This is a genomic window from Dysgonomonas mossii (assembly GCF_004569505.1).
GTDB lineage: Bacteria > Bacteroidota > Bacteroidia > Bacteroidales > Dysgonomonadaceae > Dysgonomonas.
Genome location: NZ_SPPK01000003.1, coordinates 108,493 through 133,764 on the forward strand (window position 1 = coordinate 108,493; position 25,272 = coordinate 133,764).

General features: G+C 37.2%; 21 protein-coding genes. 2 read left to right on the forward strand and 19 right to left on the reverse strand.

All coding sequences use genetic code 11. The features are described 5' to 3' along the window. Positions 1-29: 29 nt before the first annotated feature. From E4T88_RS10425 to E4T88_RS10465, 9 genes are all read right to left on the reverse strand, one after another. Entirely contained in the window at positions 30-1,241 is a 1,212-nt protein-coding gene (locus tag E4T88_RS10425) for a cofactor-independent phosphoglycerate mutase (protein ID WP_135105385.1), read from the reverse strand. An 82-nt stretch (positions 1,242-1,323) separates the two neighbouring features. Beyond that, complete coding sequence (gene thrA / locus E4T88_RS10430) at positions 1,324-3,765, reverse strand: bifunctional aspartate kinase/homoserine dehydrogenase I (RefSeq protein ID WP_135105386.1); 2,442 nt, start codon at positions 3,763-3,765, stop codon at positions 1,324-1,326. A 14-nt stretch (positions 3,766-3,779) separates the two neighbouring features. Continuing rightward, positions 3,780-5,324: a S41 family peptidase gene (locus E4T88_RS10435; protein ID WP_135105387.1), complete on the reverse strand. Its 1,545-nt coding sequence runs from the start codon at positions 5,322-5,324 to the stop codon at positions 3,780-3,782. Between the two features lie 80 nt (positions 5,325-5,404). After that, positions 5,405-6,013 (reverse strand): L-threonylcarbamoyladenylate synthase, encoded by a 609-nt coding sequence (locus tag E4T88_RS10440; RefSeq protein ID WP_135105388.1) that lies wholly within the window; start codon positions 6,011-6,013, stop codon positions 5,405-5,407. 108 nt (positions 6,014-6,121) lie between these two features. Beyond that, on the reverse strand, positions 6,122-6,940 hold the full coding sequence (locus E4T88_RS10445) for an enoyl-ACP reductase FabI (RefSeq protein ID WP_006841656.1): 819 nt from the start codon (positions 6,938-6,940) through the stop codon (positions 6,122-6,124). Positions 6,941-7,069: 129 nt separating this feature from the next. Next, the gene (locus E4T88_RS10450) at positions 7,070-7,465 is read right to left on the reverse strand and encodes a Dabb family protein (protein WP_135105389.1); all 396 of its coding nucleotides are present in this window, start codon (positions 7,463-7,465) and stop codon (positions 7,070-7,072) included. Between the two features lie 56 nt (positions 7,466-7,521). Further along, positions 7,522-9,333, reverse strand: coding sequence for a YgiQ family radical SAM protein (locus E4T88_RS10455; RefSeq protein ID WP_135105390.1), 1,812 nt, complete (start codon positions 9,331-9,333; stop codon positions 7,522-7,524). Between the two features lie 422 nt (positions 9,334-9,755). Beyond that, positions 9,756-10,040, reverse strand: a complete 285-nt coding sequence (locus E4T88_RS10460; protein WP_135105391.1) for a hypothetical protein — start codon at positions 10,038-10,040, stop codon at positions 9,756-9,758. A gap of 3 nt (positions 10,041-10,043) precedes the next feature. Beyond that, complete coding sequence (locus E4T88_RS10465) at positions 10,044-10,271, reverse strand: hypothetical protein (RefSeq protein ID WP_135105392.1); 228 nt, start codon at positions 10,269-10,271, stop codon at positions 10,044-10,046. Between the two features lie 174 nt (positions 10,272-10,445). Between E4T88_RS10465 and tamL the strand changes: the two genes are divergently transcribed. Continuing rightward, positions 10,446-12,758: a translocation and assembly module lipoprotein TamL gene (gene tamL / locus E4T88_RS10470; protein ID WP_135105393.1), complete on the forward strand. Its 2,313-nt coding sequence runs from the start codon at positions 10,446-10,448 to the stop codon at positions 12,756-12,758. Positions 12,759-12,827: 69 nt separating this feature from the next. Here tamL and E4T88_RS10475 read toward each other — a convergent pair whose 3' ends face one another. The 10 genes from E4T88_RS10475 to E4T88_RS10520 all read right to left on the reverse strand — a co-directional run bounded on the left by E4T88_RS10475 (position 12,828) and on the right by E4T88_RS10520 (position 22,797). Further along, positions 12,828-13,868: a linear amide C-N hydrolase gene (locus E4T88_RS10475; protein WP_135105394.1), complete on the reverse strand. Its 1,041-nt coding sequence runs from the start codon at positions 13,866-13,868 to the stop codon at positions 12,828-12,830. Positions 13,869-14,005: 137 nt separating this feature from the next. Continuing rightward, positions 14,006-15,343 carry a dihydroorotase gene (locus E4T88_RS10480; RefSeq protein WP_135105395.1) on the reverse strand — a complete coding sequence of 446 codons (1,338 nt, stop codon included), beginning with the start codon at positions 15,341-15,343 and terminating at the stop codon, positions 14,006-14,008. A 266-nt stretch (positions 15,344-15,609) separates the two neighbouring features. After that, positions 15,610-16,263, reverse strand: a complete 654-nt coding sequence (locus E4T88_RS10485; protein WP_135105396.1) for a hypothetical protein — start codon at positions 16,261-16,263, stop codon at positions 15,610-15,612. 9 nt (positions 16,264-16,272) lie between these two features. Beyond that, positions 16,273-17,571, reverse strand: coding sequence for an AAA family ATPase (locus E4T88_RS10490; RefSeq protein WP_135105397.1), 1,299 nt, complete (start codon positions 17,569-17,571; stop codon positions 16,273-16,275). Positions 17,572-17,867: 296 nt separating this feature from the next. After that, entirely contained in the window at positions 17,868-18,089 is a 222-nt protein-coding gene (locus E4T88_RS10495) for a DUF2795 domain-containing protein (RefSeq protein ID WP_006800744.1), read from the reverse strand. Between the two features lie 68 nt (positions 18,090-18,157). Beyond that, positions 18,158-18,718 carry a cob(I)yrinic acid a,c-diamide adenosyltransferase gene (locus E4T88_RS10500; protein ID WP_135105398.1) on the reverse strand — a complete coding sequence of 187 codons (561 nt, stop codon included), beginning with the start codon at positions 18,716-18,718 and terminating at the stop codon, positions 18,158-18,160. A gap of 11 nt (positions 18,719-18,729) precedes the next feature. Next, positions 18,730-19,410, reverse strand: coding sequence for an O-methyltransferase (locus E4T88_RS10505; protein ID WP_135105399.1), 681 nt, complete (start codon positions 19,408-19,410; stop codon positions 18,730-18,732). A gap of 1 nt (position 19,411) precedes the next feature. Beyond that, the gene (locus tag E4T88_RS10510; protein ID WP_135105400.1) at positions 19,412-20,137 is read right to left on the reverse strand and encodes a porin family protein; all 726 of its coding nucleotides are present in this window, start codon (positions 20,135-20,137) and stop codon (positions 19,412-19,414) included. Beyond that, positions 20,138-21,889 (reverse strand): amino acid ABC transporter substrate-binding protein, encoded by a 1,752-nt coding sequence (locus tag E4T88_RS10515; RefSeq protein ID WP_135105401.1) that lies wholly within the window; start codon positions 21,887-21,889, stop codon positions 20,138-20,140. A 176-nt stretch (positions 21,890-22,065) separates the two neighbouring features. Then, positions 22,066-22,797 (reverse strand): lysophospholipid acyltransferase family protein, encoded by a 732-nt coding sequence (locus E4T88_RS10520; RefSeq protein ID WP_228093878.1) that lies wholly within the window; start codon positions 22,795-22,797, stop codon positions 22,066-22,068. Positions 22,798-22,939: 142 nt separating this feature from the next. Between E4T88_RS10520 and uvrB the strand changes: the two genes are divergently transcribed. After that, the gene (uvrB, locus tag E4T88_RS10525) at positions 22,940-24,961 is read left to right on the forward strand and encodes an excinuclease ABC subunit UvrB (protein ID WP_135105403.1); all 2,022 of its coding nucleotides are present in this window, start codon (positions 22,940-22,942) and stop codon (positions 24,959-24,961) included. The last annotated feature ends 311 nt before the right edge of the window (positions 24,962-25,272 follow it).

Below are 25,272 nucleotides of genomic sequence, written 5' to 3' on the forward strand. Positions count from 1 at the left end.
AAAGGAGAAGGTTTAACCTTCTCCTTTTTTCATTTATCGCTAAATAATGTTTCCATAAATTCTTTCCCTCGTATCAATCCGTACGCTCCCTTCGGAGATTCGAACTCATCGTAAACTTGTACACTATCCGCTTCTCCATTCGAGCGGTATATAACGAACGGTATAGGCTTGTTTGTATGAGTTTTTATAGCACATGGGGTAGGGTGGTCAGGTAGAATAGCAATTGTTACAGGTTCGTCCCAGTCTTTTGTCGCTTCATATATTGTTTTTACAACCCGATTGTCAAGATATTCGATTGTTTTAGTTTTCAGTTCATAATCGCCTTCATGTCCTGCCTCGTCACTAGCTTCTATGTGTAGATATACGAAATCGTCTTTTTTAAGAGCTTCTATCGCAGCTTGCGCCTTTCCTTCATAGTTGGTGTCGTACAACCCCGTTGCTCCTTCTACGTGTATTAATTTAAGCCCTGCGTATACACCAATGCCCATGATTAAGTCTACAGCAGAAATTACCCAGCCACTTTTGATTCCGAATAGTTCTTGTAATGTTTGCATCTGCGGGCGGTAACCCGGAGACCATGGCCAAATACTATTTGCAGGATCTTTACCCTCTGTAATGCGCTTCTTGTTTACCGGATGGTCTTTGAGCAGTTCCTGTGATTTTAGAATGAGCTGATTCAGATAATCGGCTGTTTCTTGTGCTTCCGCTGTTTCCGCTTTTATTAAAACCTCCTTGTATGGTGTTCCTGTAACATCGTGGGGAGCAGTACAATCGAGATTCTTATTTCCGCCTTTTAGTTTTAAAAGGTGGCGGTATGAAACTCCCGGATAAAAGCTTACTTTCCCATCGTTTAGTTCTTTATCTAAGAAAAGAATCAATTCTTTAGCTTCTTCACTTGAAATATGCCCCGCTGAATGATTCTTTATTTTACCATCTTCTATACAGATCAGATTGCATCGCATAGCCATTTCTCCGGGAAGTATATCTACTCCCATGCTTGCTGCCTCTAGCGAACCTCTACCTTCAAATACTTTCGGAACATCGTATCCCAGTACCGATAGGTTGGCAATCTCACTTCCGGGTTTGAAGCCCGCAGGGATTGTATCCAGTTCTCCACTTTTTCCTTTAGCCGCGAGCATATCTATATATGGTTTTTTTGCGGCTTGTAACGGAGTTTTACCTCCGAGTTCGGCAATAGGCTCATCAGCAGCACCGTCTGCTAAAATTATAATTGTTTTCATTTAGGATCTCTTTTACTTCCCCTATTGTCGTAATGGGGGAGTTAGTTATGTTATAAGTTTAAATAAAATCTAGCTATTTGAGTTACCTCACATTTGCAATACTGATAATATCAGAGAATACGCCTGCTGCCGTGACACTTGCCCCTGCTCCATACCCTTTTATTATCATCGGATACTCGTTATATCTTTCGGTCGTAATTTGTATGATGTTGTTGCTGCCTTCCAAATCGTAGAATGGATGGTTTTGCCCAACTTCCTGGAGTCCGACTTCACAGTGTCCGTTCTCGTATTTGGCAACAAATCGCAAATGTTTGTGTTCGTTTTCGAGCTTTTTGCGCCTTTCTTCAAACTCGGCATCCTGATTTCTGATCGTAGCCCAAAATTCTTCTATCGTACCATCAAAATACTCTTGGGGTATGAATAGGTTCTTCTTAACTTCTGTTTGTTCTACTCGGTAACCAGCCTCTCGGGTTAAGATAACGAGTTTTCTTATAACATCCATACCACTGAGATCGATACGAGGATCCGGCTCTGAGAAGCCGCATTCCTTAGCCATATAGATCGCCTTGCTGAAAGGTATATCGGCTCTGATCGTGTTGAATATATAATTGAGTGTTCCCGAAAGTACAGCTTCTATTTTCACTATTTTATCTCCTGAGTTTACAAGAGAGTTCATCGTATTGATTACAGGAAGACCTGCACCGACATTTGTCTCAAATAAGAACTTAATGTTTCTTTCCCGTGCTGTATTTTTTAGCTTTATATAATTATCATAAGCCGAAGATGCAGCCACTTTGTTGGCTGTAACCACAGAAATACTATGTGAAAGAAGATCTCCGTATATCTGGGCAACGGTTTCGCTGGCAGTACAGTCTACAAATACAGCGTTGAATATATTCATGTTGAGGATCTCGTCCCTCAGAATTTCCGGAGAGCTTGGTATTCCCTTTTCGTCCAGTTCTTCTTTGTATCTGTTCAGGTTGATCCCTTCGCGACAGAATAAAGCTTTCTTTCCCCGGGCAATACCCACAACATTCAGCTTGAGGCTGTATTGTTCTATCAGCTTCGGTTGCTGTTGTCTGATTTGTTCAATCAAATTTCCTCCAACTGTACCAATGCCGACAATAAAGAGATTGAGTACCTTATAGTCGGACAAGAAAAACGAGTCGTGAATAGAGTTTAATGCCTTCCTAAGATATTTGTTTTTTATAACAAAAGATATATTTACCTCTGATGCACCCTGAGCACAAGCGATGACGCTAATACCGCTCTTCCCTAATGTTTCGAATAGTCGGCCGGCAATTCCCGGAGTATACTTCATATTTTCGCCAACAATAGCTACTGTAGCAAGGTCTGTCTCCAGTTGTACACGGTTGATACTCCCCAATGCTATTTCTTTTGCAAACTCTTCTTCGAGAACATGTACTGCCAGTTCGGAGTCGGCAGTGCGTACACCAATAGACGTGCTATTTTCGGATGATGCCTGAGATACTAAGAAAACACTGATACCGTTATTTGCCAAAGCCCTGAATATTCGGTAGTTTACACCGATAATACCTACCATTCCGAGTCCAAGAACTGTTATCAGGCATGTGTCGGATATGGATGATATACCTTTTATCATCGCCTTTCCTTTCTTTATATCCCCGTCGTGAGAGATATAAGTTCCGGGAGCTTCGGGCTTAAAAGTATTTTTTATGCGAATGGGTATATTCTTATGATAGACAGGGAAAATCGTTGGTGGATAGATTATTTTTGCTCCGAAATTACAAAGCTCGGTGGCTTCGGTAAATGTTAGGTTCTCTATCACATGAGCACCATTGATTACCTTCGGGTCGGCAGACATAAAGCCGTCAACATCAGACCATATCTCTAATATATTAGCATCGAGTGCTGAAGCAAATATGGCAGCAGTATAATCCGATCCTCCACGACCCAGATTGGTGATCTCTCCTGTTGTTTTGCATGTGGATATATATCCTGCAACAAGAATCCTTTTTGACGAATTTTCGAAAGCATCTCTTATCAATTTGCTTGACAATTCGATATCGGGTATATGTTTTCCGAAGGAGGAATCTGTTTTTATTAACTGTGTGACATCCAGAAAATCAAGATCGGAGAATGCAACGCTTATTATCAGCGACGACAGGCGTTCGCCATAGCTTACTATCTTATCCGATGTTTTTGCCGAAAGGTCGTTTATAAGAAATACTCCTTTGAATATATTACTGAGCTCTTCCAATAGTTTATTCACATCCGCCTGTAACGAGGGGCGAGCCTCTTCCGGAATATCCAGCTTACTGACTACTGTAATATGGTGCTCGATAATTTCACGAAACTCCCGTTCGTAAGAATAATCGCCGGCTGCAGCCAGATTGGAAATGAGCAACAATTTATCTGTGATTCCTTTAAAAGCAGAGACAACCACAACTATAGGCTCTTCTATTGTCCCTATTATCTTTTTTACATTCGCTATATTAGTAGCGGAACCTACGGATGTTCCGCCAAACTTCATTACTTTCATTCGCTATTATGGTCTTATTTACTTTTGTTTAGAGTTGAGAACTTATCTTGGTCTATTATAATTCGTTGAAGATGTTCATTATGGCTAAGTTTAGGAACTCTAATGGCTCCTTGACTCGACTTCACAGTTTTTGCTGCTTTCTTCACGCGAGAAGTTCCCGTTGTTATTTGTGCAATTGCCTCGGCAAGGAGTGGCTCTGAAGTATCTCCCAGTTCGGTTAATCCGCCTCGCCATTCTGATAGAAGAGGGCACTGAGTTTCAACTCTATTTCCGTTGTCGTCTACATAATAAGCAGATTGCATTGTATATCCTTCCTCCCACTCCGAAACCTCAGAATCAGGTGTTAAACCATTAATATAATCACCTTTCCCATTTGCATCAGTAAGTCTGGAAATTAGAGGCTGTAGTTGCCATTTAATTTTTGAATTATCTGATTTCACGGTCATTGATGCTTTATCTTTCCCTACAGTTGTTTTTCCAATTTGGAAAACTGTCATATAAGGTTTTAAGCCATGTATAACCAACTCGCTGGCGGATGCTGTATATTCAGTAGCAATCACATACAGACGGCTAAGTTTCAGTTGCGGAATAGATGTACTCGTTCCATATACTTTGTTCAGGAAATATTCATTAAGAGCATCATTGCCATATTCTTTTACAATAGAGTCTTGAAAATGAGTGTTGTATTTTTCTTTTGCAAATATATTACTGGTTTTTCTATTTGGAACCAAAGCACTAGCTAAATCCATAGCAGAGGTAAGGTATCCTCCGGGATTGTAGCGAAGATCAAGTACAAAATCTGTTATTCCTTCTTGGCTTTCGCTTAATGATCGAATGCTTTCAATTAGTTCGATGTCATATTCGTAGTTATTTTCGTCGCTTTCATCAGCACTTCTTTCAAATCCGTTATACATCAAATATCCTATTTTAGTTCCGGGTATAACTTTACTTATGAATATTGGTGATTTTTTAGACTCTGCTGCTTGAAATGTTTCTAGCTTCACTTTTTCACCTTTATTGTTATATATCCAGAGCGAAAGCGATGTGTTTTCTTTAAGAATAGTCGAATAATTATCGTAGTTTACGTCTGTATCATTCACTTTGTATATTACCTGGCCTCTTTTTAATCCTTTGTTTTCAGCTACAGACCCTTCATTTACATAGAGAACAAAAAGACCGATAGATGTGTTTTGAGAGCTGGAGGTCGCAAAGTAATTCATTGGTATATATTCAAATCCTAGATTTGCATCAGCATATAATGCCTTTGTTTTTTTAGAAGTGTCTTCCTCTATCCATGAAAAACGGTCGCCATCAACCTTTCCATAATTATAGAGTATACCATAAAAGAATTTTTCAGGATCTTGCGTGTAGTCGGGTGATGAAGGCAAATTTGTATTCCATAGGTACAAACTTTTCATCTTGTTGTAGGCCCACTGGTTTGTGAGTTCGTTGTCGGTTAATTCTTTGGGAGGAGTAATCGGATCGTCCTCTTCTTTATCTTTGCATCCATTGAAAGATAATAGAATTATTGCTAATAAAAATATGCTTTTTGCTTTCATAAATGACAAAATAGTTAGCCTTGGGTGGATTTTTGTCCTCGAAAGGCAGAATTTTACAAATGTATGTATTTAATGGTTTCTTACAAAATTAATTCACCTTTCCCCTGACGAATTATTTCCGGCTCATCACCTGTGCAATCTACAACTGTAGAGCCTTCTATACCCCCAAATCCGCCATCGATAACGATATCTATCTTGTCTTGATATTTCTCGTAGATGAGTTCGGGGTCAGTCGTATATTCAACCACTTCATCTTCGTCTTTTACCGAAGTGGTGAGTATCGGGTTTCCTAGGTTACGAACAAGCTCTCTTATTATGTTATTATCAGGAATACGTATCCCCACCGTTTTTTTGTTTTTATATATCTTCGGCAGAGATGATGTTGTATTAAGTATAAACGTAAAAGGTCCCGGTAAATTTTTCTTCATCAGTTTAAAAATTGCATTATCTACTTTTGCATATTCGCTGATGTTGCTTAAATCATAGCAAATGATGGAAAGATTACTCTTTGCCGGATTTATATCCTTCATCTTGCATATCTCTTCCACCGCGCGTACATTGAGCGCATCACAGCCGATAGCATAAACTGTGTCTGTTGGGTATATAATTAGTCCGCCATCTTGCAAAACAGATACAACCCTGTCAATTTCTTTCTGATTGGGGTTTTGTTCGTATAATTTTATAAGCATGTCATCCTTTATATTTTTTTATTAAAATCAAAAGTAATGATTAATATGAAAAAACGGCCCATAAATAATTATTTATGGGCCGCTCGTCTATTTTATTGTTTTATCTGCTTATTTCTTCTCGATATAATCTTCAACAATTGCCTGAGTTAGACCCATATTAGAAAATCCTCCGTCGTGGAACAAGTTTTGCATCGTTACCATACGCGTCAAATCAGAGAACATCACAATACAGTAGTCTGCACAAGATTCTGCACTGGCATTTCCAAGAGGAGACATTTTTTCTGCAAAGTCGAAAAATGCATCCATTCCGCCAATACCTTGTCCGGCAGTAGTTAAAGTAGGCGACTGTGAAATTGTATTCACACGTACCTTCTTATCACGACCATATATATAACCAAAGCTGCGACCGAATGACTCAAGCAATGCTTTTGCGTCTGCCATATCGTTGTATCCGGTAAATGTACGTTGTGCAGCAATGTGAGTAAGAGCTACAACGGAACCACCTTCTGCAATTGCATCCAGCTTTTTCGCTACCTGCATCATTTTGTGGAAAGAGATAGCTGAAATATCCAATGTTTTATCTAAAAATCCATAATCAAGGTCATCGTACTGTCTTCCTTTACGGAGGTTGAGCGACATACCAATTGAGTGAAGTACAAAATCAATTTTTCCGCCAAGGGCTTCCATAGACTGAACAAAGACTTGCTCAAGATCTTCTACGCTAGTTGCATCAGCAGCAATAACCTTAGCATTCAGCTTTTCGCTCAAAGCCTTGGTCTCACCCATTCTTACAGCTATAGGAGTGTTTGACAATGTTATGATTGCACCTTGTTCTACAGCTTTCTCAGCTACTTTCCAAGCAATAGACTTCTCGTTTAATGCGCCGAAGACAATTCCTCTTTTGCCTTTTAATAAATTGTTACTCATGTTTATATCTATTTATTGATTATTAGCTACTTATAAAAATACGACGATAGCTTATAATAGTTTATCGCACAAAAATAGTAAAAATGTGCAATAGTAAAGCCAGAATCCATCTAAATTTACATGTACGTCTTATTTATAATTCTTCAGATCGATTTCCATAAAGTCTGAAACCTCTGTTTCCCATCTTTCTTTTACAAATTTTACATGCTCAGGATTATCGTTATATGTTTTATATGCAGTAGAGTCGGCAAATTCCATATAAAAACAGAAGTTGAAATTTGTCTTTTTACTGACCTGACGGAATACCTGGAAATTTTTTACTTCGGGTATAGCTGTTAATATCTCTTTGCCTTCTTCCAGAAATTGAGCAGTTTTAGGATCATCCAACTCGTGTTTAAGATTAAAAACAACTACGTGTCTGATATTCGTATTCGTGCTTTCAGCTTCTTTCTTTTCTTGTTTACTCTTATCGGAGCAAGCATACAGAGGGAGGAATAGTAAAATGAGCAGAATTAAGTTTTTCATAAGCGAAGTGTTTAATAATTTAAGATATTACTAAAGTAAATAATTCTATGTAGGTCTTAATACAACCTTTTTAAAAGATCTTCTCTTTTCAATCTCTTTAATTCTTTTATGATTTGCGGACGGTAACCTTTATCATACCAAAAGAAGAATTGGCGTTGTGCCAATTTTTGTTCTTTTGTCCGTGCTGTATATACTTTTTCCAGCGTATACGGATGATAGCCTGTATAATATATTTCTGTAGCCACGGTCATAGGAGATGGGGTGAAATCCTGTATCTGTTCCAGTTTGAACCCCAAAGGCTTGGTCGCAACGGCCAACTCAGCCATATCTATCTCTGTACACCCGGGGTGTGAAGATATAAAATAAGGAATGAGCTGTTGCTTGAGTCCCGACTCTTTGTTTATTTTCTCAAATATTTTCTGAAAAGTGTAAAATTGCTCGAAGCTCGGCTTGCGCATATAGCTGAGCACTTTGTCGGATGTATGTTCCGGAGCAACTTTAAGACGTCCTGATACGTGATTTACAATCAGTTCTTTGGTGTACTCTTCAGATATCTTATTCAGCCTATCATCTTCATTCCGGTGCAGAAGCATATCGTAACGTACCCCGCTACCAATAAATGATTTCTTTATCTTAGGTATTTTATCTACAGCCTTGTATATTTCCAAGAGGTGAGAATGGTCCACATTCAAATTCTTACATATTTTGGGATGAATACATGACGGGCGTTTACATTTTGCACAGATGTTTTCATCTTTACCTTTCATCTTATACATGTTGGCAGAAGGGCCTCCAAGGTCACTTAGGTAGCCTTTGAAATCGGGCATGTCCGTTATTTCCTTTACCTCTTTCAGTATAGATTCTTTAGATCGTGAGGCGATAAATTTACCCTGATGGGCTGATATGGTGCAAAATGCACAGCCTCCAAAACATCCACGGTGCATATTGACCGAGAATTTTATCATCTCGAAAGCCGGAATTGTCTTTCCCTTATATTTGGGATGGGGTAGGCGTGTATATGGAAGATCAAACGAAGTGTCCACCTCTTTTTCCGACATCGGAGGGTAGGGTGGGTTGATAATGACAGACTGCTCACCACATTTTTGGATGATGCGGGAAGCATTTATCATATTCGATTGTTCTTCTACAATCTTGAAGTTTTTTGCTTGATTCAGCTTTTCTGACAAGCATTCTTCGTGTGAAAAAAGATAAATATCCTTTTCCTTCCCATCCGGCGTATTGTCCGACAGATATGCGGTTTGTGGAATATCTTTGAGGTCTTTTATCGATTTCCCGCTCTTTAGTTCCCCAATTATAGCTCTCAGAGGTAGTTCTCCCATTCCATATACCAACAGGTCGGCTTTGGAATCTACTAATATTGACTTATGAAGTTTATCGTCCCAATAGTCATAATGTGTTACCCGGCGTAGTGATGCTTCTATCCCTCCTAGAAGGACAGGGATATCGGGGAAAATCTCTTTTAGAATATTGGTGTATACAATCGAAGGTCTATCTGGTCGCATGTCAGCTCTGCCATCAGGTGTATAAGCATCATCAGACCGTAGCCGTTTGTTTGCAGTATAATGATTGATCATCGAATCCATTGCTCCGGCCGTTACTCCGAAGAAAAGGCGAGGCTTACCCAATTTTTTGAAATCACGTAAATCGTCCCGCCAGTTAGGTTGGGGTACGATTGCCACTTTTAGCCCCTCAGCTTCTAGAATGCGGCCGATCACAGCAGCTCCAAAAGAGGGGTGATCTATATATGCATCTCCCGAGAAAAGGATAACGTCAAGTTCATCCCATCCTCTGAGGTCAATCTCTTTTTTTGTTGTAGGTAACCAGTCAGTAAGACGATATTCTTTCATAATCAGATGCAAAGGTATTGTTTTTTTGTAGTTGAGGTATTTTTAGGAATGATTCTTAACATTTTATTTATTCATGCGAATCAGTATTAAAAAATTAGATAAATGAATGCAATGGCTATTTTGGCCATCGTATGTACGAGCTATTTTTATTATTTTACGATCCTGAAGTTTCTGTTTTGTAATATCTTTTGATGTTTGGATAATATCTTATAGTTTTTAATGAGAAAATACGTGTTTTAGTTATGCTTTAAATGATAACTGAGATATTTGAAAAAGGCTAGATCATTATTGTAGTATATAATAGAAATAAAGCAAGACTGACTTTCATTTCTAAAAGTCAGCCGTTTTAAAGAACCCTCTTGCTACTATTCTCAAACCAATTTATAGAAGATTTGAAAAATTGTATTAGTTAAAAGAATATGTTACTTTTTAATTGTTTCTTTAACTTCATAAATCCATTGAGCTGCATTTTCTACATATCTTTTTATTGGTACTAAGTAGTCTTCTCTACACTGAACTATTTTATTATCAACCTTAATTTGATTGCCTATTATAGTCTGAATAGCCTTCTTTATAAACTCTTCCAATTCAGTGTTCTGCGTTGAAATATTATTAATTTTTTCATTAAGTATTTCAACATTTTTCTTCAATGTTGATAATTCTTCTTTTAATGAATTTAACTCTTCTTTATTTGATAATATGCTCATATCCTAATCTATTACATTATTTTCTTGAATTGCTTCGACTTGTTCTCTTATCCAATCATAAGATTCTTTACAATACTCGACTTGGTAAGGATAGTTATTATATCCTTTAGTAATAATTGAAATTTTACAGCCACCATCCTCTTCTTTTTCAATTCTAAATATATGAGAAATATTCAATAATGACTTTTCTTTCCCATCTGAACTCGTAATTTCTATAAATTTATTTTCCATATTCTATAATGTTAAATTATTTGTATAATCTCAAAATTAGTAAAATAAGGGATATAAATATTCTATCATATAAATATGTTACAAACATCCCATTAAATATTTATACGAATCAGTTGTTGAAACTATTCGCTGATTTATTAAACATTATATCTTTGTTGTATGTTAATATTTGTAATGAAAAAAGTTTTATCCATATCATTTATCCTTGTTTTAATTCTTACGGCATGTTCTACTACCAAAAACATTCCGGACGGAAGCTATTTGTTGGATGATTTTACCATAAAGCATGATACAAAGAATGCAACCTCTGACTTGGAAGATTTTGTTCGCCAACAACCAAACACAACACTGCCCCTTCTGGGAAAGGTAACCCTAAAAATATACAATATAGCCGGAAGCGATTCTTCATGGATAAATAGGAATATCCGTAAACTAGGAGCACCGCCTGTAATATATAGCTCGGGACAAACTTGGCAATCAAGGAACCAACTTCTTAAACAGTTGAATAACCAAGGATATTTGAATGCCGAGGCAGATACTATATTGAAGATAAAAGGGAAGAAAATATCTGTAACGTACGACCTTAAAGGAGGTAAACCCTATACTGTGCGTGACTATAAATATACGCTTAGCGATACCACTATGACTCGCATTTTGACACGTATCCCGATGAAACCTTACATAACGTCTGGGGATATGTTTGATATGGAGCTCCTTGAGGAAGAAAGGCAAAGAGTGAATAGTATAATGCGAAATGTGGGTTACTATAACTTTTCGAAAGAATATCTCTATTTCAAAGTGGATTCTACACTCAACTCACATCAGGTAGATTTATTTCTGGATGTATACCCTGCAAAAGATAGTTTGCCTTACCCTCGTTATAAAATAAACAATGTAACGATAATATCCGGCTTGAATTCAACTGCTGATGCAAGAGGGCAAAATGATGGATTGGTGAGTGCAAACAGGTGGTTCTTTAGGAATGCAGATACTGTGGACTATAAAGGAATAAAAATTATCAGGGGACGAAATAATTTCTTACGAAGTTCTACCATTGTTCGAAATAATTATCTGCGTAAAGGAAGCTATTTCTCAGATATGGCTCTTAATGGTACATACGAGGCATATACCAAAATGGGAGCGATAAAGCAGGCAAATATATCTGTAGCCCCATCGACTCAAGATAGCACTCATTTGCTGGATGCAACGATAGTCTTGCTGCCGGCTAATGCCCATTGGTTTAAGGCTGGACTTGATGGGACTAATTCGGCAGGAGATATCGGTATTGCCCCAAGTATAACATATCAGCATCAGAATCTTTTTAATGGAGGGGAGCAATTCAATATAAAGCTGAAAGGGGCCTATGAGTTTATTGCCGGAAAGGAGAAGAATGACTTGTTGAATCAAAACTTCTATGAGTATGGGATAGAAACCGGACTTACCTTTCCGATGTTCTTGTTTCCTTGGCTGAAAAAAAGTTGGAGAGAACAGCCTTCCGCTTCTACCAGAGTCTCTGTTGGTCTTACCAATCAGCATCGTAAGGAATATACACGTCAGTTCTTCAATACTTCATTGAATTACGGTTGGTCTACATACAATAATAGATTGCGTCACACTCTTGATCTGTTTGATATTAACTTCATGCGGATGCCAAGTATGTCTGACGATTTTAAAAAATATCTTGACGATGACAAGAATGCCTTGCTACGAGAGAGCTATCGAGATCAACTCGTTTCGCGCATGGCATATACCATTACGCTAGTGAATGCACGGCGATTGAATGCACTCTATCCGACATATGCTATCCGAAGTTCTATTGAATTTGCGGGAGGGTTGCCTCGACTTGTTACCACTCTGAATGGAGCAAAAGTTGATCAGGAAACAGGGCAGAAAAAGATATTGGGTGTTGCCTATGCCGAATATATAAAAGGTAGTGTAGAATATTCCCGAACTTTTTATTTCTCAAAAATACATTCATTGGCTTATCGTGTCGGGCTCGGTTTAGCTCACCCTTATGGTAATTCGGATGTCTTGCCTTTCGAAAGGAGATTTTTTGCCGGAGGAGCAAACAGTATCAGGGGGTGGAGTACCCGATCTCTTGGTCCGGGATCTTATAGACGTGCCGAAAAAACAGAAAGTGATTTTGTAAACCAGACAGGGGATATGAAGCTCGAATTTAGTATAGAGAATAGATATAAGCTGACACCTCTTTTCGAATTTGCTCAGTTTATTGATGCCGGCAATGTTTGGACTTTAAAGAATTATGAAACTCAACCCGGAGGACAATTTGAATTCAAGAACTTTTATAAAGAAATTGGCGTTTCGTACGGATTGGGTATTCGCTTAGATTTGAGTTTTCTGTTATTACGTTTTGATGCAGGTATGAAAGCGTATGATCCGGGGCTTCTACAATCTGAACGATTTGTATTGTTCAAGCCGCGATTAAACCGCATGGCATGGCATTTTGGTATAGGATATCCATTCTAAGTAATATGTATAAAACAACAAAGCCAATCCGTTATGATTGGCTTTGTTGTTTATATTCAGTCTTATCGGTTAATTGTCTATTCCTTGGAATTTGAAAGGCTTGGCATCTATAAAGTCTTTGATTGTGTTTCCTGAATAGGAATTTCCGTTTACCAAATCAAGCATCTTTACCGGAGCTTTTTCCGAAAAATTTATGTCTTTGAAATCAACCCAAACTACATTCGGATATAGTGTCGATTCGAAATAATACACTTTGTTCTTCTGATCCGCAACTGTTCTCCATCTTGTAGAAGAAATATTCGGCTCATTTGGTGTAGTTATACCATAAGGAACAGAAGCATTGCGAATAACACTAAACACACTGGCTACAGCGATACGTGTATCGTCTGTTTGAGGAATGGTGTTAATATAATAAGATGCTCTTACAAAACGGTCTGCTGCACGGTTTGTGCCGGGAAGGAATGTTAGTCCTCCAATATTTTTCCAATAATCGTTTAATGCCAATTGCTGATCGAAAACAGGCGAATTGGTCATTACCTGATATGATCTGTCGTGGTGTATTTTCAATTCTCCGTTGATATACTCAAATATAGCATTATCGCCTGTGGCATCGGATATAGATAAGTGTAAAGTAGCCATACGGGAACCATCATGCATCATGTCGGATATGACTTCGAAATCTCTCTTCTCCATTGCTGTAACCGCTTCGCCTACTGTTCCAAAGTTGTCGAGCATATATTGCACCCAAGCGGCGATTGACAATGCGGGTTTCTTGCCATCCCAATTCGGATACGAAGATTCCGCTAACCAAAGAAGATTGGCTACCAGCCCTTTCTCATTCATACCATCGGTGCTACAGATATCATAGGCAGAGGCTATAACACTGCCGTACTTTGAAGTCCATTTCATAGGATTTTTGCCCACTTCGCCACTACGTTCCATTCCTCTTGGGAATATCCAAAGGTTGCTACGGCTGTCCTCTTTCCAGTCCATAGAACGGGCTGTGAGGATCGTGTTGTTTGGCCCTTGATAAACAACTCGTGTACAAGCATCTATTCTGCCAAACTGAAGCGCAAGAATGAAGCTAAGAACAATACCAAACTTTTTCATAATTAGATTGAAGTTTATGAGTGAATTACTCTCTATTTAACAATTTAACTTAAATGAAAGTTTCGCATTATCCCTATTTTATCCTAGTGATCTTATGCTTTCTCTTTTTTGAACGATTTTTTTTGAGTGAATAGAGGTTATCGATCAAACTTCAACATTTCTCCTCTTACTTCGTTTACGGCTCCGTTTTCGAATGCAATTTTTCCGTTCAAGAATGTTTTTTCTATCGTGGTAGACATTGTTTCACCCTCTAGTGGAGCCCATTTGCATTTATACAGAATATTATCTTTAGTAATCGTATATGGTTTATTGGGGTTTACGAGTACAAGGTCTGCAAAGTACCCTTTGCGGATGTATCCTCGTTTATGTATTTGGAACATTACAGCAGGAGCGTGGCACATCTTATTTACAACCTGCTCTTTTGATATTTTTCCTTTTTTAGATAGTTCCAGCATCATCTGCAATGAGTGTTGAACCAAAGGTCCTCCCGATGCTGCTTTCGAAGCTCCTCCTACTTTTTCTTCTATCAGATGCGGAGCGTGATCTGTTGCTATCACATCTAGTTTTCCTTTTAGCAGGCCTTGCATAAGAGCTCCTCTGTCTTGCCGTGTCTTTACCGAAGGATTCCACTTTATGCGCGTGCCATACTTTGAATAGTCTTCGTCCGAAAACCAAAGGTGATGCACACACACTTCTCCGGTTATTTTTTTCTCTGTAAGCGGTTTAATATCAAACAAGCTGATTTCTTTCTCGGTAGAAAGGTGAAGAATGTGCAGGCGGGTCTGATACTTATCCGCTAGTTCGACAGCTTCGGCAGAAGAGCGATAGCATGCCTCTGCGCTACGTATGAGCGGGTGGTACTGAATTGGTATATCTCCACCGAATTCTGCTTTATATTTTGCCAGATTTTCTCTGATGATCTCTTCTTTTTCGCAGTGTGTAGCAATGAGCATGTCTATTTCGGCAAAAATAGCTTGCAATACTTTCTTGTCATCTACAAGCATATTGCCGGTTGACGATCCCATAAAGACTTTTACTCCACATACTTCTTTTTGGTTTACCTTCTTTAGTTCGGCGAGGTTGTCGTTTGTAGCACCCATATAGAAGGAGTAGTTTGCGTAGGACTTTTGTGCGCCTATCTCAAACTTTTGTTCCAGTAATTCTATGGTTGTCGTTTGCGGGTTTGTGTTTGGCATTTCCATAAAGGACGTTACTCCACCTGCTATCGCAGCACGGCTTTCGCTCGCAATATCTCCCTTGTGAGTTAGTCCCGGCTCACGAAAGTGCACCTGATCGTCTATTACTCCCGGAAGCAACCATAAATCTTTGGCATCTATTACTGTTGCTTTGTTGAGAATTGTTTCAGGAACTTCTTCCGATCTATATATTTCAGATATAATGTCTTTTTCTATCAATACGGAGCCTACAAATGAAGTTCCTTCGTTGATAATGGTGGCTTTATGTATTAGTATCATATTGGAGATATTTCTTGCAAAGATAAGAAAAAGGAATATTATTGAAAGGAAGTTGCAAATTACTATCAGTGAAATCAATCGTAATAGAATTTAGGTTATGCGATAGTGGTAATAGGTGTGTGTATTTTATTAGCTATTGTGGTTTTTCATAGTTTGGAATATAGTATTTTGTAACTTGCGGAGTGTGATATTTATTCTTGTTCAAAAAGAGATTTGTTTCTTTATTGTATTAATTTTATAAGGATTTAAAGTTTTTCCAATCTAAATTATAAAGAATCTAATTGTAAAATTAGCCTATTAAATCCATAATTATGAACTGAACAGTCTTTGATATTTCTTTTTTTCTTTAATTTTTTAAGAATCTTCTGATATGTTTTTTGTGCATTAGGTGAGTTTTTATCTTTTTCAGGAATATGTCCATCGCCTTGTGCATGAAGTTTCTGATTTAGCTTATCAATACAACCTGTAGTTTTACATTTATCGTTATTAGTGCAATAAAGTGGTAATAACCAACATTCTATTTCTTCAATACAGATCGCAAAAATTATATTGTCCTTATATTTATTAAATTCACCCTCTGATAAAGATTTCAAGAGTCTATCTTTTACCTCATCGTAAATTTCACTCTGAAGTTTTGCAATATTTGCTCCTTTTGTCTTTTTTATATCATAACCACTTTCTTCACAAGCATCAGTATCTATTTGTATAACAATAAAATCATTAAATGACAGTATCTTTTCAAATTTTTCACTACAGCATACAGATAAAACATTCATCCATCCACCATATCCAACTTGTTTACCTTTATTGTTGATTTCAGGTTCTACCGGATTTACAACAACATCTCCCAAGTATCTTTCTAATAAATAACTTATTATTGTCTGTTCAGATACACCTTCTGCGATAACACCTATATTCATGATAACTATTTAAAAGTTTTTAGGTAATCCACCTAAATATCCCTTCAGCCAAGCCTCAGATAACGGTAAATCTTCTTTTTCCTTTGATTTATATTCAACACGATTAACTTGTGTATGCCCGTCTAAATTCCGTCTAATCACAAATAAACGTTCATCTTCATTGTTAATATCCAAACCGTCCAATATAGAAGGGTTATGTGTTGTTATTAATACCTGTTTATCATATTTTTTTGCCAACTCAATTAGACGCCGAGTTATTTCTCTACACATTTTTGGATTGAAAGAAGTTTCAAGATTATCTATAGCAAAAAATTTGGGAGTGTCTTCTGATATGAATAATGTAGTATAGAATAAAAGGAATAAAAATCCTTCATTTGTACTATTTTGGTCAAAATACTTTATCGTTTCTCCTATATATTGGTCTTTTATTTGTATTGTATAATCATTTGATATTTGGCTTTTTGGAATATTCATTCCTTCAAACCAATCAAGTATAGCAAGGTTATCTTTTAATGCTTTAAAGAATTTCTTAGCATCTTTCCTCTGAGACATTTCTTTCAGGTATCTAAATAAGCCTTCTCCCCTAATTCCTAAAGGATATGTCCTATAATCAGAAAAACTGCGTAACATTGATTCTTCAGGTGCATAAATTAGATAATCAGAAAGAATTGGTTTTTCTATAAATTCCTTTCTGACATACCTATATAAATTAGGGCATGCTTTTGATACCTCTTCGTAATTCTCAATTATTCTATCCAATGTTTGAGCAAAAAGATTCTTATCTTCAATTCTCTGTGTTTTAAACATAGTGTTTTCATAAACCGCAAATAAATCTTTATCAAATATCCTTTCAAACTCACAAATTTCTTTCCTTAACTCAGCTATTTTAGGGATAATCTGATAAACCTTCTTTTTATTTCTGAGTAAAGCCTTTATAATTCCCAATGTATGAATTTCATCTAAATAATCAATTCGATTATACCATCTTGGTGGCTTTGCAGAAGAATCATAACTTAAAAAGTAAAATGATTGATATTTATTCTCTTCTCGACATAATATTCTTATTGAATCATCTTTTGGATTGCTAAAAGCTGAAACCATAAGTTTAGGTTCGACAACACGCACTCCTCTATTCTGAAAATATTCAAAGTCGAGCCTATCACTACTTGCTGCTGCTGCTAATGCTATCCCTTCTAATATGTTAGATTTACCACAACCATTTTCACCAATTAAGACATTAAATCTGCCTAAATTTACTCCAATATCAACTATCGATTTATAATTAGCAATCTTTATCTCTTTAATCATAAAGGCACAAAATATTTATTTATACAAATGTAATCATTAATATCAATTGTAATAAACATTGATTTCTAAACAATTATTATATATGTTTTATCAGATGCTCAGATCTCATAAAATTATTATTTTTTTGTATAATTAGTCTTTCAGTTACATGTTGGACTGATTTCTTAGACTATATCGTTTAGGAAAATTTAAATATAGAAAAGTTGTAAAAACAAATAAGAAAGAGATTAGGGTAATTTGTAATTACCCTAATCTCTTTCTTATTTGTTTTTATAGCCTTTTACAACGTGTGGAGCTTAATACTCATCCTCGTTAAAAAAGAAATCTTCTTTGCTTGGATAATCAGGCCAGATGTCTTCGATGGTATCAAAGATTTCATCTTCATCCTCAATTTCCTGTAGATTTTCTATTACTTCAAGAGGTGCACCCGAACGTTGGGCATAGTCAATCAACTCCTCTTTTGTTGCAGGCCATGGTGCATCTTCTAGTTTAGATGCCAATTCTAGTGTCCAGTACATAATATTTTTATTTATTTTTATTTTTTGCCAGTTTGCTTATATTTTCCGCAAAAATATAACAATATTTCTTATATCAAAGCCTGATTCCAAAATATTTCATTTCCTTTCTTATTGCTCTCTTTTCTAGCGAGTAAGAAAAAGTAGTCGGAGAGCCTGTTTATGAACATTAAGACCAGATCATCCACCGGATATTCTTCCTTCACTTTGTATACGCAACGTTCAGCACGTCGGCAAACGGTACGGCAGATATGTGCCCGCGCAGCCGATTCGCTTCCTCCCGGTAAGACAAATTGCCTCAACTGAGGGAGCTCACTATCCATCTTGTCCATTTCATTCTCGAGGGTGGCTATATCTTTGTCTGTAATGATGCTGGCAGCTTTGGGTGGCATGGCTTCTGTCTCCGTTGCCAGATAAGAACCTACAGTAAACAACTTATGCTGAATAAAAGATAATATTTTCAAGTCGTGCTCATCTTCTATCTTTTCTGTAAGAAATCCGACAAACGAATTGAGCTCATCTGTTGTACCATATGCATCAAGCCTCACATGAGCCTTTATCACACGTTTGCCTCCTACAAGGGAAGTTGTTCCTTTGTCTCCGGTTTTGGTATATATGCCACTTTTCTTCATTTTCGTTTAGTTTAAAAACTGATTTTATATTCCCATCGGTAAAGAGTCTTGTCAAAAAATACAATACCAATGTTGAATAAGTCCAGTATTACTGTTCTGCTATCCATGCTTGCGATGCATTTCCATAACGTTTGGTTGCGTCTATTTGTTCTTATGCCTCTTACAATTATAAATGTTTTTTCGTGACAAATATTATCCAAGTATTTGCAAACATCTGATGATAAGAGACTATAGTTATTTAAATCGATAAGGATACAGTCTTGCTTTTCTTGTAGTTCGGGCAGCTGTGGATCAATCAATAACTCTATATTTCTGTTCCATTCACTGTATAAACGTTTGGCAATACTATATTTTCTCTCGCTTGTTTCTATACTTATACACTTTGTATTGCTCGATGCTGCTGTCATACAAATTGTATTCACTCCATATCCTGCACCTATTTCGAGTATTCTCTCTGCATTGAAATAATTAACCAATCGAAATAAAAGTAAGTTGTACTTCTTCAAGTGCAAAAAAACATAAGGATCTATAATGGTTCTTATATCATCATAGATATGATAAGGCGTTTTTTCTTCAATTACTTTATTTATCAGATTAAATACAAAGGGAGAATGTATGCCATGACCTCTATGATGGCGTATCTTATAAAGTATTTTTAATCCTGTTTTCGAGAGCTTGTATATGCGTGGCATATCAGAATAGCTTGACGTAATAGGTTAACTTACCGTAAATAACTCTGTTTGCCGATCTCGAAAAGTAGTCGGCTTTACTGCTTTTATAAATATCTCCTAACCCGAAAGAGTATCTTCCTTCTAAAGCAAAATTGCCGATACCCGTACGAAATTCTAGCCCAAGACCTGCCATTAAGGCATAATCGATTTTATTCTCAGCCATACGATAATATTGGTTGGTTTCGAATGACGGAGACACTCCGCTAGCCAAATAGTTTTCGAGTTTGTCGTTTATTTTCTCACTGTCACTTATCAGAAATCCAATTTTAGGTCCCAGATTGAAAAAGAAGCGTACTTTGTTTCCGAAGTAGATATGCGTGAGTACGGGTAATTCAAAATAGTTTAATTGGTGAGAATGTTCAAAACCTAAATTTGCAAATACGTCATTCTTGCTGAAATTTTGTTTCCACCCTTCCTGGCTATAGTTGAGCTCGGCAATGATACCGATGTTTTTTTCAGAGATGTATCGTATAGCTATACCTCCGTGATACTGCATCTGGTTTTTTGTCGAGATGCGCATCTTATTGGCATTTTCAGAGTTTGGGACGGATTGAAAATCCACAGATGAGAATGTGGGTCCGAATCCTACGCCTATGTTCCACTCAGGTTTGAAGTCTTTATTTTGTCCATACATTAATGAACCAAAAATAAAAGGTAGAAGCAATAATAATAAATATCTATTTACCATTTAATCAGTGATATCTATTTTTTCGAGACTGGAATTATCTTTATAGTGGATAAAGTATATACCGTTGTTTACATATCCTCCATTTTTTTCATTTGCTTTCTCGAAGTAAATGCAAGACTGTAATGTGGGTACATTTATTTTGGATATATTATCTTCGAAAGAACTTCCATACTGTTTTAATGCAGTTAAGAAGTAAAGTCCTGTGTCATATCCAAGATATCCCCATTTAGGGAACGAGTTAATCAGATTCTTATTGTACCACTGTTTGTAGTCATCCGCAAAGTTTTGCACAGCATTTTGCTGTTCGTTGAGGAAGAATATGCTGTAAATGTAAGCATCGTATTTATGGAGATTTTCTACCTGGCTGTTATATACCTGCCATTCGGGATAACCAAAGAGGCTGAACGAGGTATCATTCGAAACATTCAGCACTGCTGTTATTCTTCTTAATGTTGCTTCGGAAGACGATGTAGGTACGATTATATTGTTTGTAGTATTTGCTGCAGCTTTGAGGTCTTCGCCCAAATTGCTCGATTTTGTGATTGTCTTCGATTGAATTCCCGCCTTGCTGAGGCTTTTCTTTAGATCGTTTACAAAATCTATTTTATCATTATTTGAGCCATCTTCCGATACGAATATTATATTGTAATTTCTGAATCTTTTTACAAAAGCAGAAGTCACTTCAGGATACAATGATGAATGCGATGACGTCATTTGGAATAGCAGAGGTGTGCCTGTTATCTCGCTGGAAGAGCCAAAAGGTATCACATACTTTATGCCTGTTTTCTTAGAGAATTTCACTAAGGCATCTATCTGTTGTTTCGATACTCCTCCTATAATGAGGTGCATGTTTTTCATCTCATTGGTTTCCAAAAGGCTTTCAAGTCTTTTGGTGTTTTTTTCAGAGCCTGTATCGAATGTATATATCTCAGCATTCAGTCCCTTGCTTTTCAAGTCTTTCACTGCCAGTAAGAACCCTTCGTAGTATTCGGCAAGCTTGTCTTTCGATATACTTCCGCTGTTGTCTGTGAATGGCAACAGGATACCTACTCTTACGGTTTCGCCTTTCGTCGCACGAGGAGCTTCGCTTTTTCTGGTGTTGTTTGTTTGCGATAAGTTGTTTTTAGATGTGGCTTCACCGGCAGGTATGATTATTGTCATACCGTTTCTCAATCCCTCTGTTCTGAGTGATGGATTGGCATCCAATAAAGCTTCAACGCTTACATTGTTTGCTTTTCCAATGCTATATAGTGTTTCTTTCTTTTGTACTTTATATTCTTTGTTTGACCTGCTTGCAGCTTGTCCGGCATAGTTTGAAGTAGAAGAGCTTCCTCCAAACATCGGAATTCGGATGGTCTTACCTATACTGAAAGTACTTTCAGTAAGTCCCGGATTTGCATTTTTCAGGTCGTCTACCGATATTTTATAGAGGCGTGAAACCGAAAACAGCGTCTCTTTTGCTTCTATCAGGTGGTTGCTGTAACTTGCTACGGCTTTCGTTTTCGATAGTAGAAGTTTGTCTCCGGCCTTAATACCTTGCTCCGCTTTTGGGTTCAACTTATATATCTGCTGTACGGAAGTGTTATGTGCGGCAGCAATAGAATATACAGTTTCTCCTTTGGCTACAGTATAAGTGGTAATTTCATCCTTCGGTGTTTGAGTAACGGAAATTGATGTATTATATGCATACGAAAGGCTTGAATGACAAGCGATCAGTATGAATGATAAAAATAATATATGCTTCAATTTCATTTCTAAATATTGTTATATGGTTAATCGCAAAAGTACAAAAAAATGAATGTTATCTTGTTATTTACTGTTGTGATGTTTATTATGAATTAATTTTCTAACATTTATTAGGGTTCATATTCGTCTGTATAGGCCTATCTAAAACCGTTCTGTCTTTTGTATAGTTCTTTAAAGTTTAATTATTTATATTTTTCCCAAAGTCCCGAATATACAATTTCCCGACAGTTATCTATAAATTCAGACATGTTGTCTTCATTCAAATCTTTTGTCGAGATCGGCTCGTGTATTATCAGTTCTAGTTTACATGGGTTCAAGAAATATGTATTTATTTTCATCAGGTCGTAAGGCCCGTTTACGGTTACAGGAACAATCTCCAGATTCATTTCTTTGGCAATAATGAAAGCTCCCCTTTTAAATCGTCCCATCTTACCTGTTTTTGTACGTGCACCTTCGGGAAAGATCACCATCGATGACCCTTCTTTCAATTCAGCTTCGGCCTTTACTATCGTATCTTTCATCGATTTGAGGTTGGACTGGTCTACAAATACATGCCCTGCAATCTCGGATGCTTTTCCTACAAAAGGAAGTTTACGCAGTTCTTGTTTTTGAACCCACTTTATATTTTGATTCAGATACCCGTAAATCAGGAATATATCGAAAGCCCCTTGGTGGTTTGGTACGAATATATATGATTTGTTCGGATCTAGTTTCCCGTTTCTGACAACATTTATTTTGCACAGAGCAAGCCTGCATGCAAGTTTAGACCAATATTTGGGAGGGTAGTAGCCCCAGAAAGTCCTGTTGCCGACCATACATCCGATCATGACGGTTACGGCCGTGACAATAGTAGCTAAGATGAAGATAGGAGCAAAAATAAATAGCTCATAGAGGAATAGAACAATTTTTTTCATACTCAAAATATTCCGTTTGTAATACAAAAATACATTATTTAATTTGAATACATTTTTCATGATGAGTAGTTAATCCTATTTATTTAAGAATATAAATGCAAAATTCTTGTTATCTTTGATTTAGGAAAGAGGAAAATAACAGATGGATTTTAAATTAACTTCAAATTATAGCCCAACAGGAGACCAGCCGGCTGCGATAGCTGCTTTATCCGAAGGGGTTTTACAAGATATTCCGTTTCAAACATTGTTGGGAGTCACCGGCTCAGGAAAAACATTTACGGTAGCTAATGTTATTCAAAATGTAGACAAGCCCACCTTGGTGTTAAGCCATAATAAGACACTTGCCGCCCAGTTGTATAGTGAGTTTAAGACATTCTTTCCCGATAATGCGGTCGAATACTTTGTTTCATATTATGACTATTATCAGCCGGAAGCATATATTCCGTCTACGAATACCTACATAGAGAAAGATTTATCTATCAACGATGAGATAGAAAAGTTGCGACTGGCAACTACAACGTCTCTCTTATCGGGTCGTCGTGATATAATTGTTGTATCTTCTGTGTCTTGCCTGTATGGCATGGGAAACCCCGAAGACTTTGAAAGCTCTACAATTAGTTTAAAGGTGGGGCAGAAAATTGTACGTGATGTTTTTCTAAGATCATTGGTTAGTGCTCTGTATTCACGTAACGAAGTTGATCCCAAAGCCGGCAATTTTCGTGTAAAGGGCGATACAGTGGATGTTTTCCTTGCATATGGAGATCCTATTGTGAGGGTTGTTTTTTGGGGAGATGAGATAGAGAGTATAGAATGTCTCGATCCACTCACCGGAATAAAAATTGATAGCTATAATGATTTTAGGATTTACCCTGCAAATCTATTCGTAACCACCAAAGACCGTATGGATAGGGCAATTGGGGAAATTGAGATAGATCTGGGACGTCAAGTAGATTTCTTTCAATCGATAGGAAAACCGTTGGAAGCTAAACGCCTTTATGAACGAGTAACTTACGATCTGGAAATGATCCGTGAAGTAGGACACTGCTCCGGTATAGAGAACTATTCTCGCTATTTTGATAATCGCAAACCCGGTACACGTCCATTCTGCCTGTTGGATTTCTTCCCTGATGATTTTCTTTTAGTCGTTGACGAAAGTCACGTGACTATTCCCCAAATACGAGCTATGTATGGAGGAGACCACTCCCGAAAGGAGAACTTGGTTGAATATGGTTTTCGTCTTCCTGCAGCTTTAGATAACAGGCCATTGAAGTTTGAAGAGTTTGAATCTCTTGTACCACAAACCATTTATGTGAGCGCAACTCCTGCCGATTACGAGCTGTTAAAATCAGAAGGGGTAATTGTAGAACAATTGATTCGTCCCACTGGTCTTTTAGACCCTCCGATTGATGTGCGTCCGAGTTTAAATCAGATTGATGATCTGATGGAAGAAATACAAATGCGTGTTGAGCAGAACGAGCGTACACTTGTAACAACTCTTACAAAACGTATGGCTGAAGAGCTGACAAATTATTTGTCAAACAACGGAATAAGTTGTAGCTACATACATTCCGACGTGGATACTCTCGATCGTATTCAGATTATGGATAGCTTGCGAACGGGAGAATTTGATGTACTTGTAGGTGTCAACCTTCTGCGTGAAGGGCTTGACTTACCCGAAGTTTCGCTTGTTGCAATCTTGGATGCTGATAAAGAAGGTTTTTTACGTTCGCATAGGTCTCTCACTCAGACAGTAGGTCGTGCAGCCCGTAATGTAAATGGTAAGGTTATTTTCTATGCCGATAAGATTACGGATAGTATGGCAAAGACTATCAATGAAACCAATCGCCGACGAGAGAAGCAGATGGCGTATAACGAGGAGCATGGTATTGTACCTAAACAAATACAGAAAGCCCGTACGTCCGTGTTCACGCAGCGTAAAGGAGAAGATTCTGCTACTCCTCAGCCATATAATCAAGATAGCATACTTTCTATAGCCTCGGAAGACCAGATGCAGTATATGAGCGCAGAGGAACTGAAGAAAGCTATCGCAAAAGCAAAAAAGCAAATGTCTGCGGCTGCTAAAAAGCTCGAATTTCTTGAAGCTGCCCAATACCGTGATCAGGTAATTAAATTAGAAGATGAATTAAAAAGCAAAGGGAAGTGATCAGCTTCCTTTTTTCTTTTGTATTTCCGCCGCTTAATTATTTCTTTATTCCTCCCGATTTTATCTCATATAATCTCCGAAAAATAATAGAGTTTTGTTAAGCTTTTTATTTTCATCAACTTAGCATATGGCGGTGTTGGTAAAGTCTAAGATTTGTTATTTATCATGCTTTTGCCTCTTTATTTGTAAAGTTTCTATAAAATATTTGTAAATCTGCACTTTAAGTGTTATGTTTATCTATTTCACATAAATATGACAGTTTATCAAAACTACATGTGATGTGATTTTTGGTGAAGTAGAAGAATATTCTG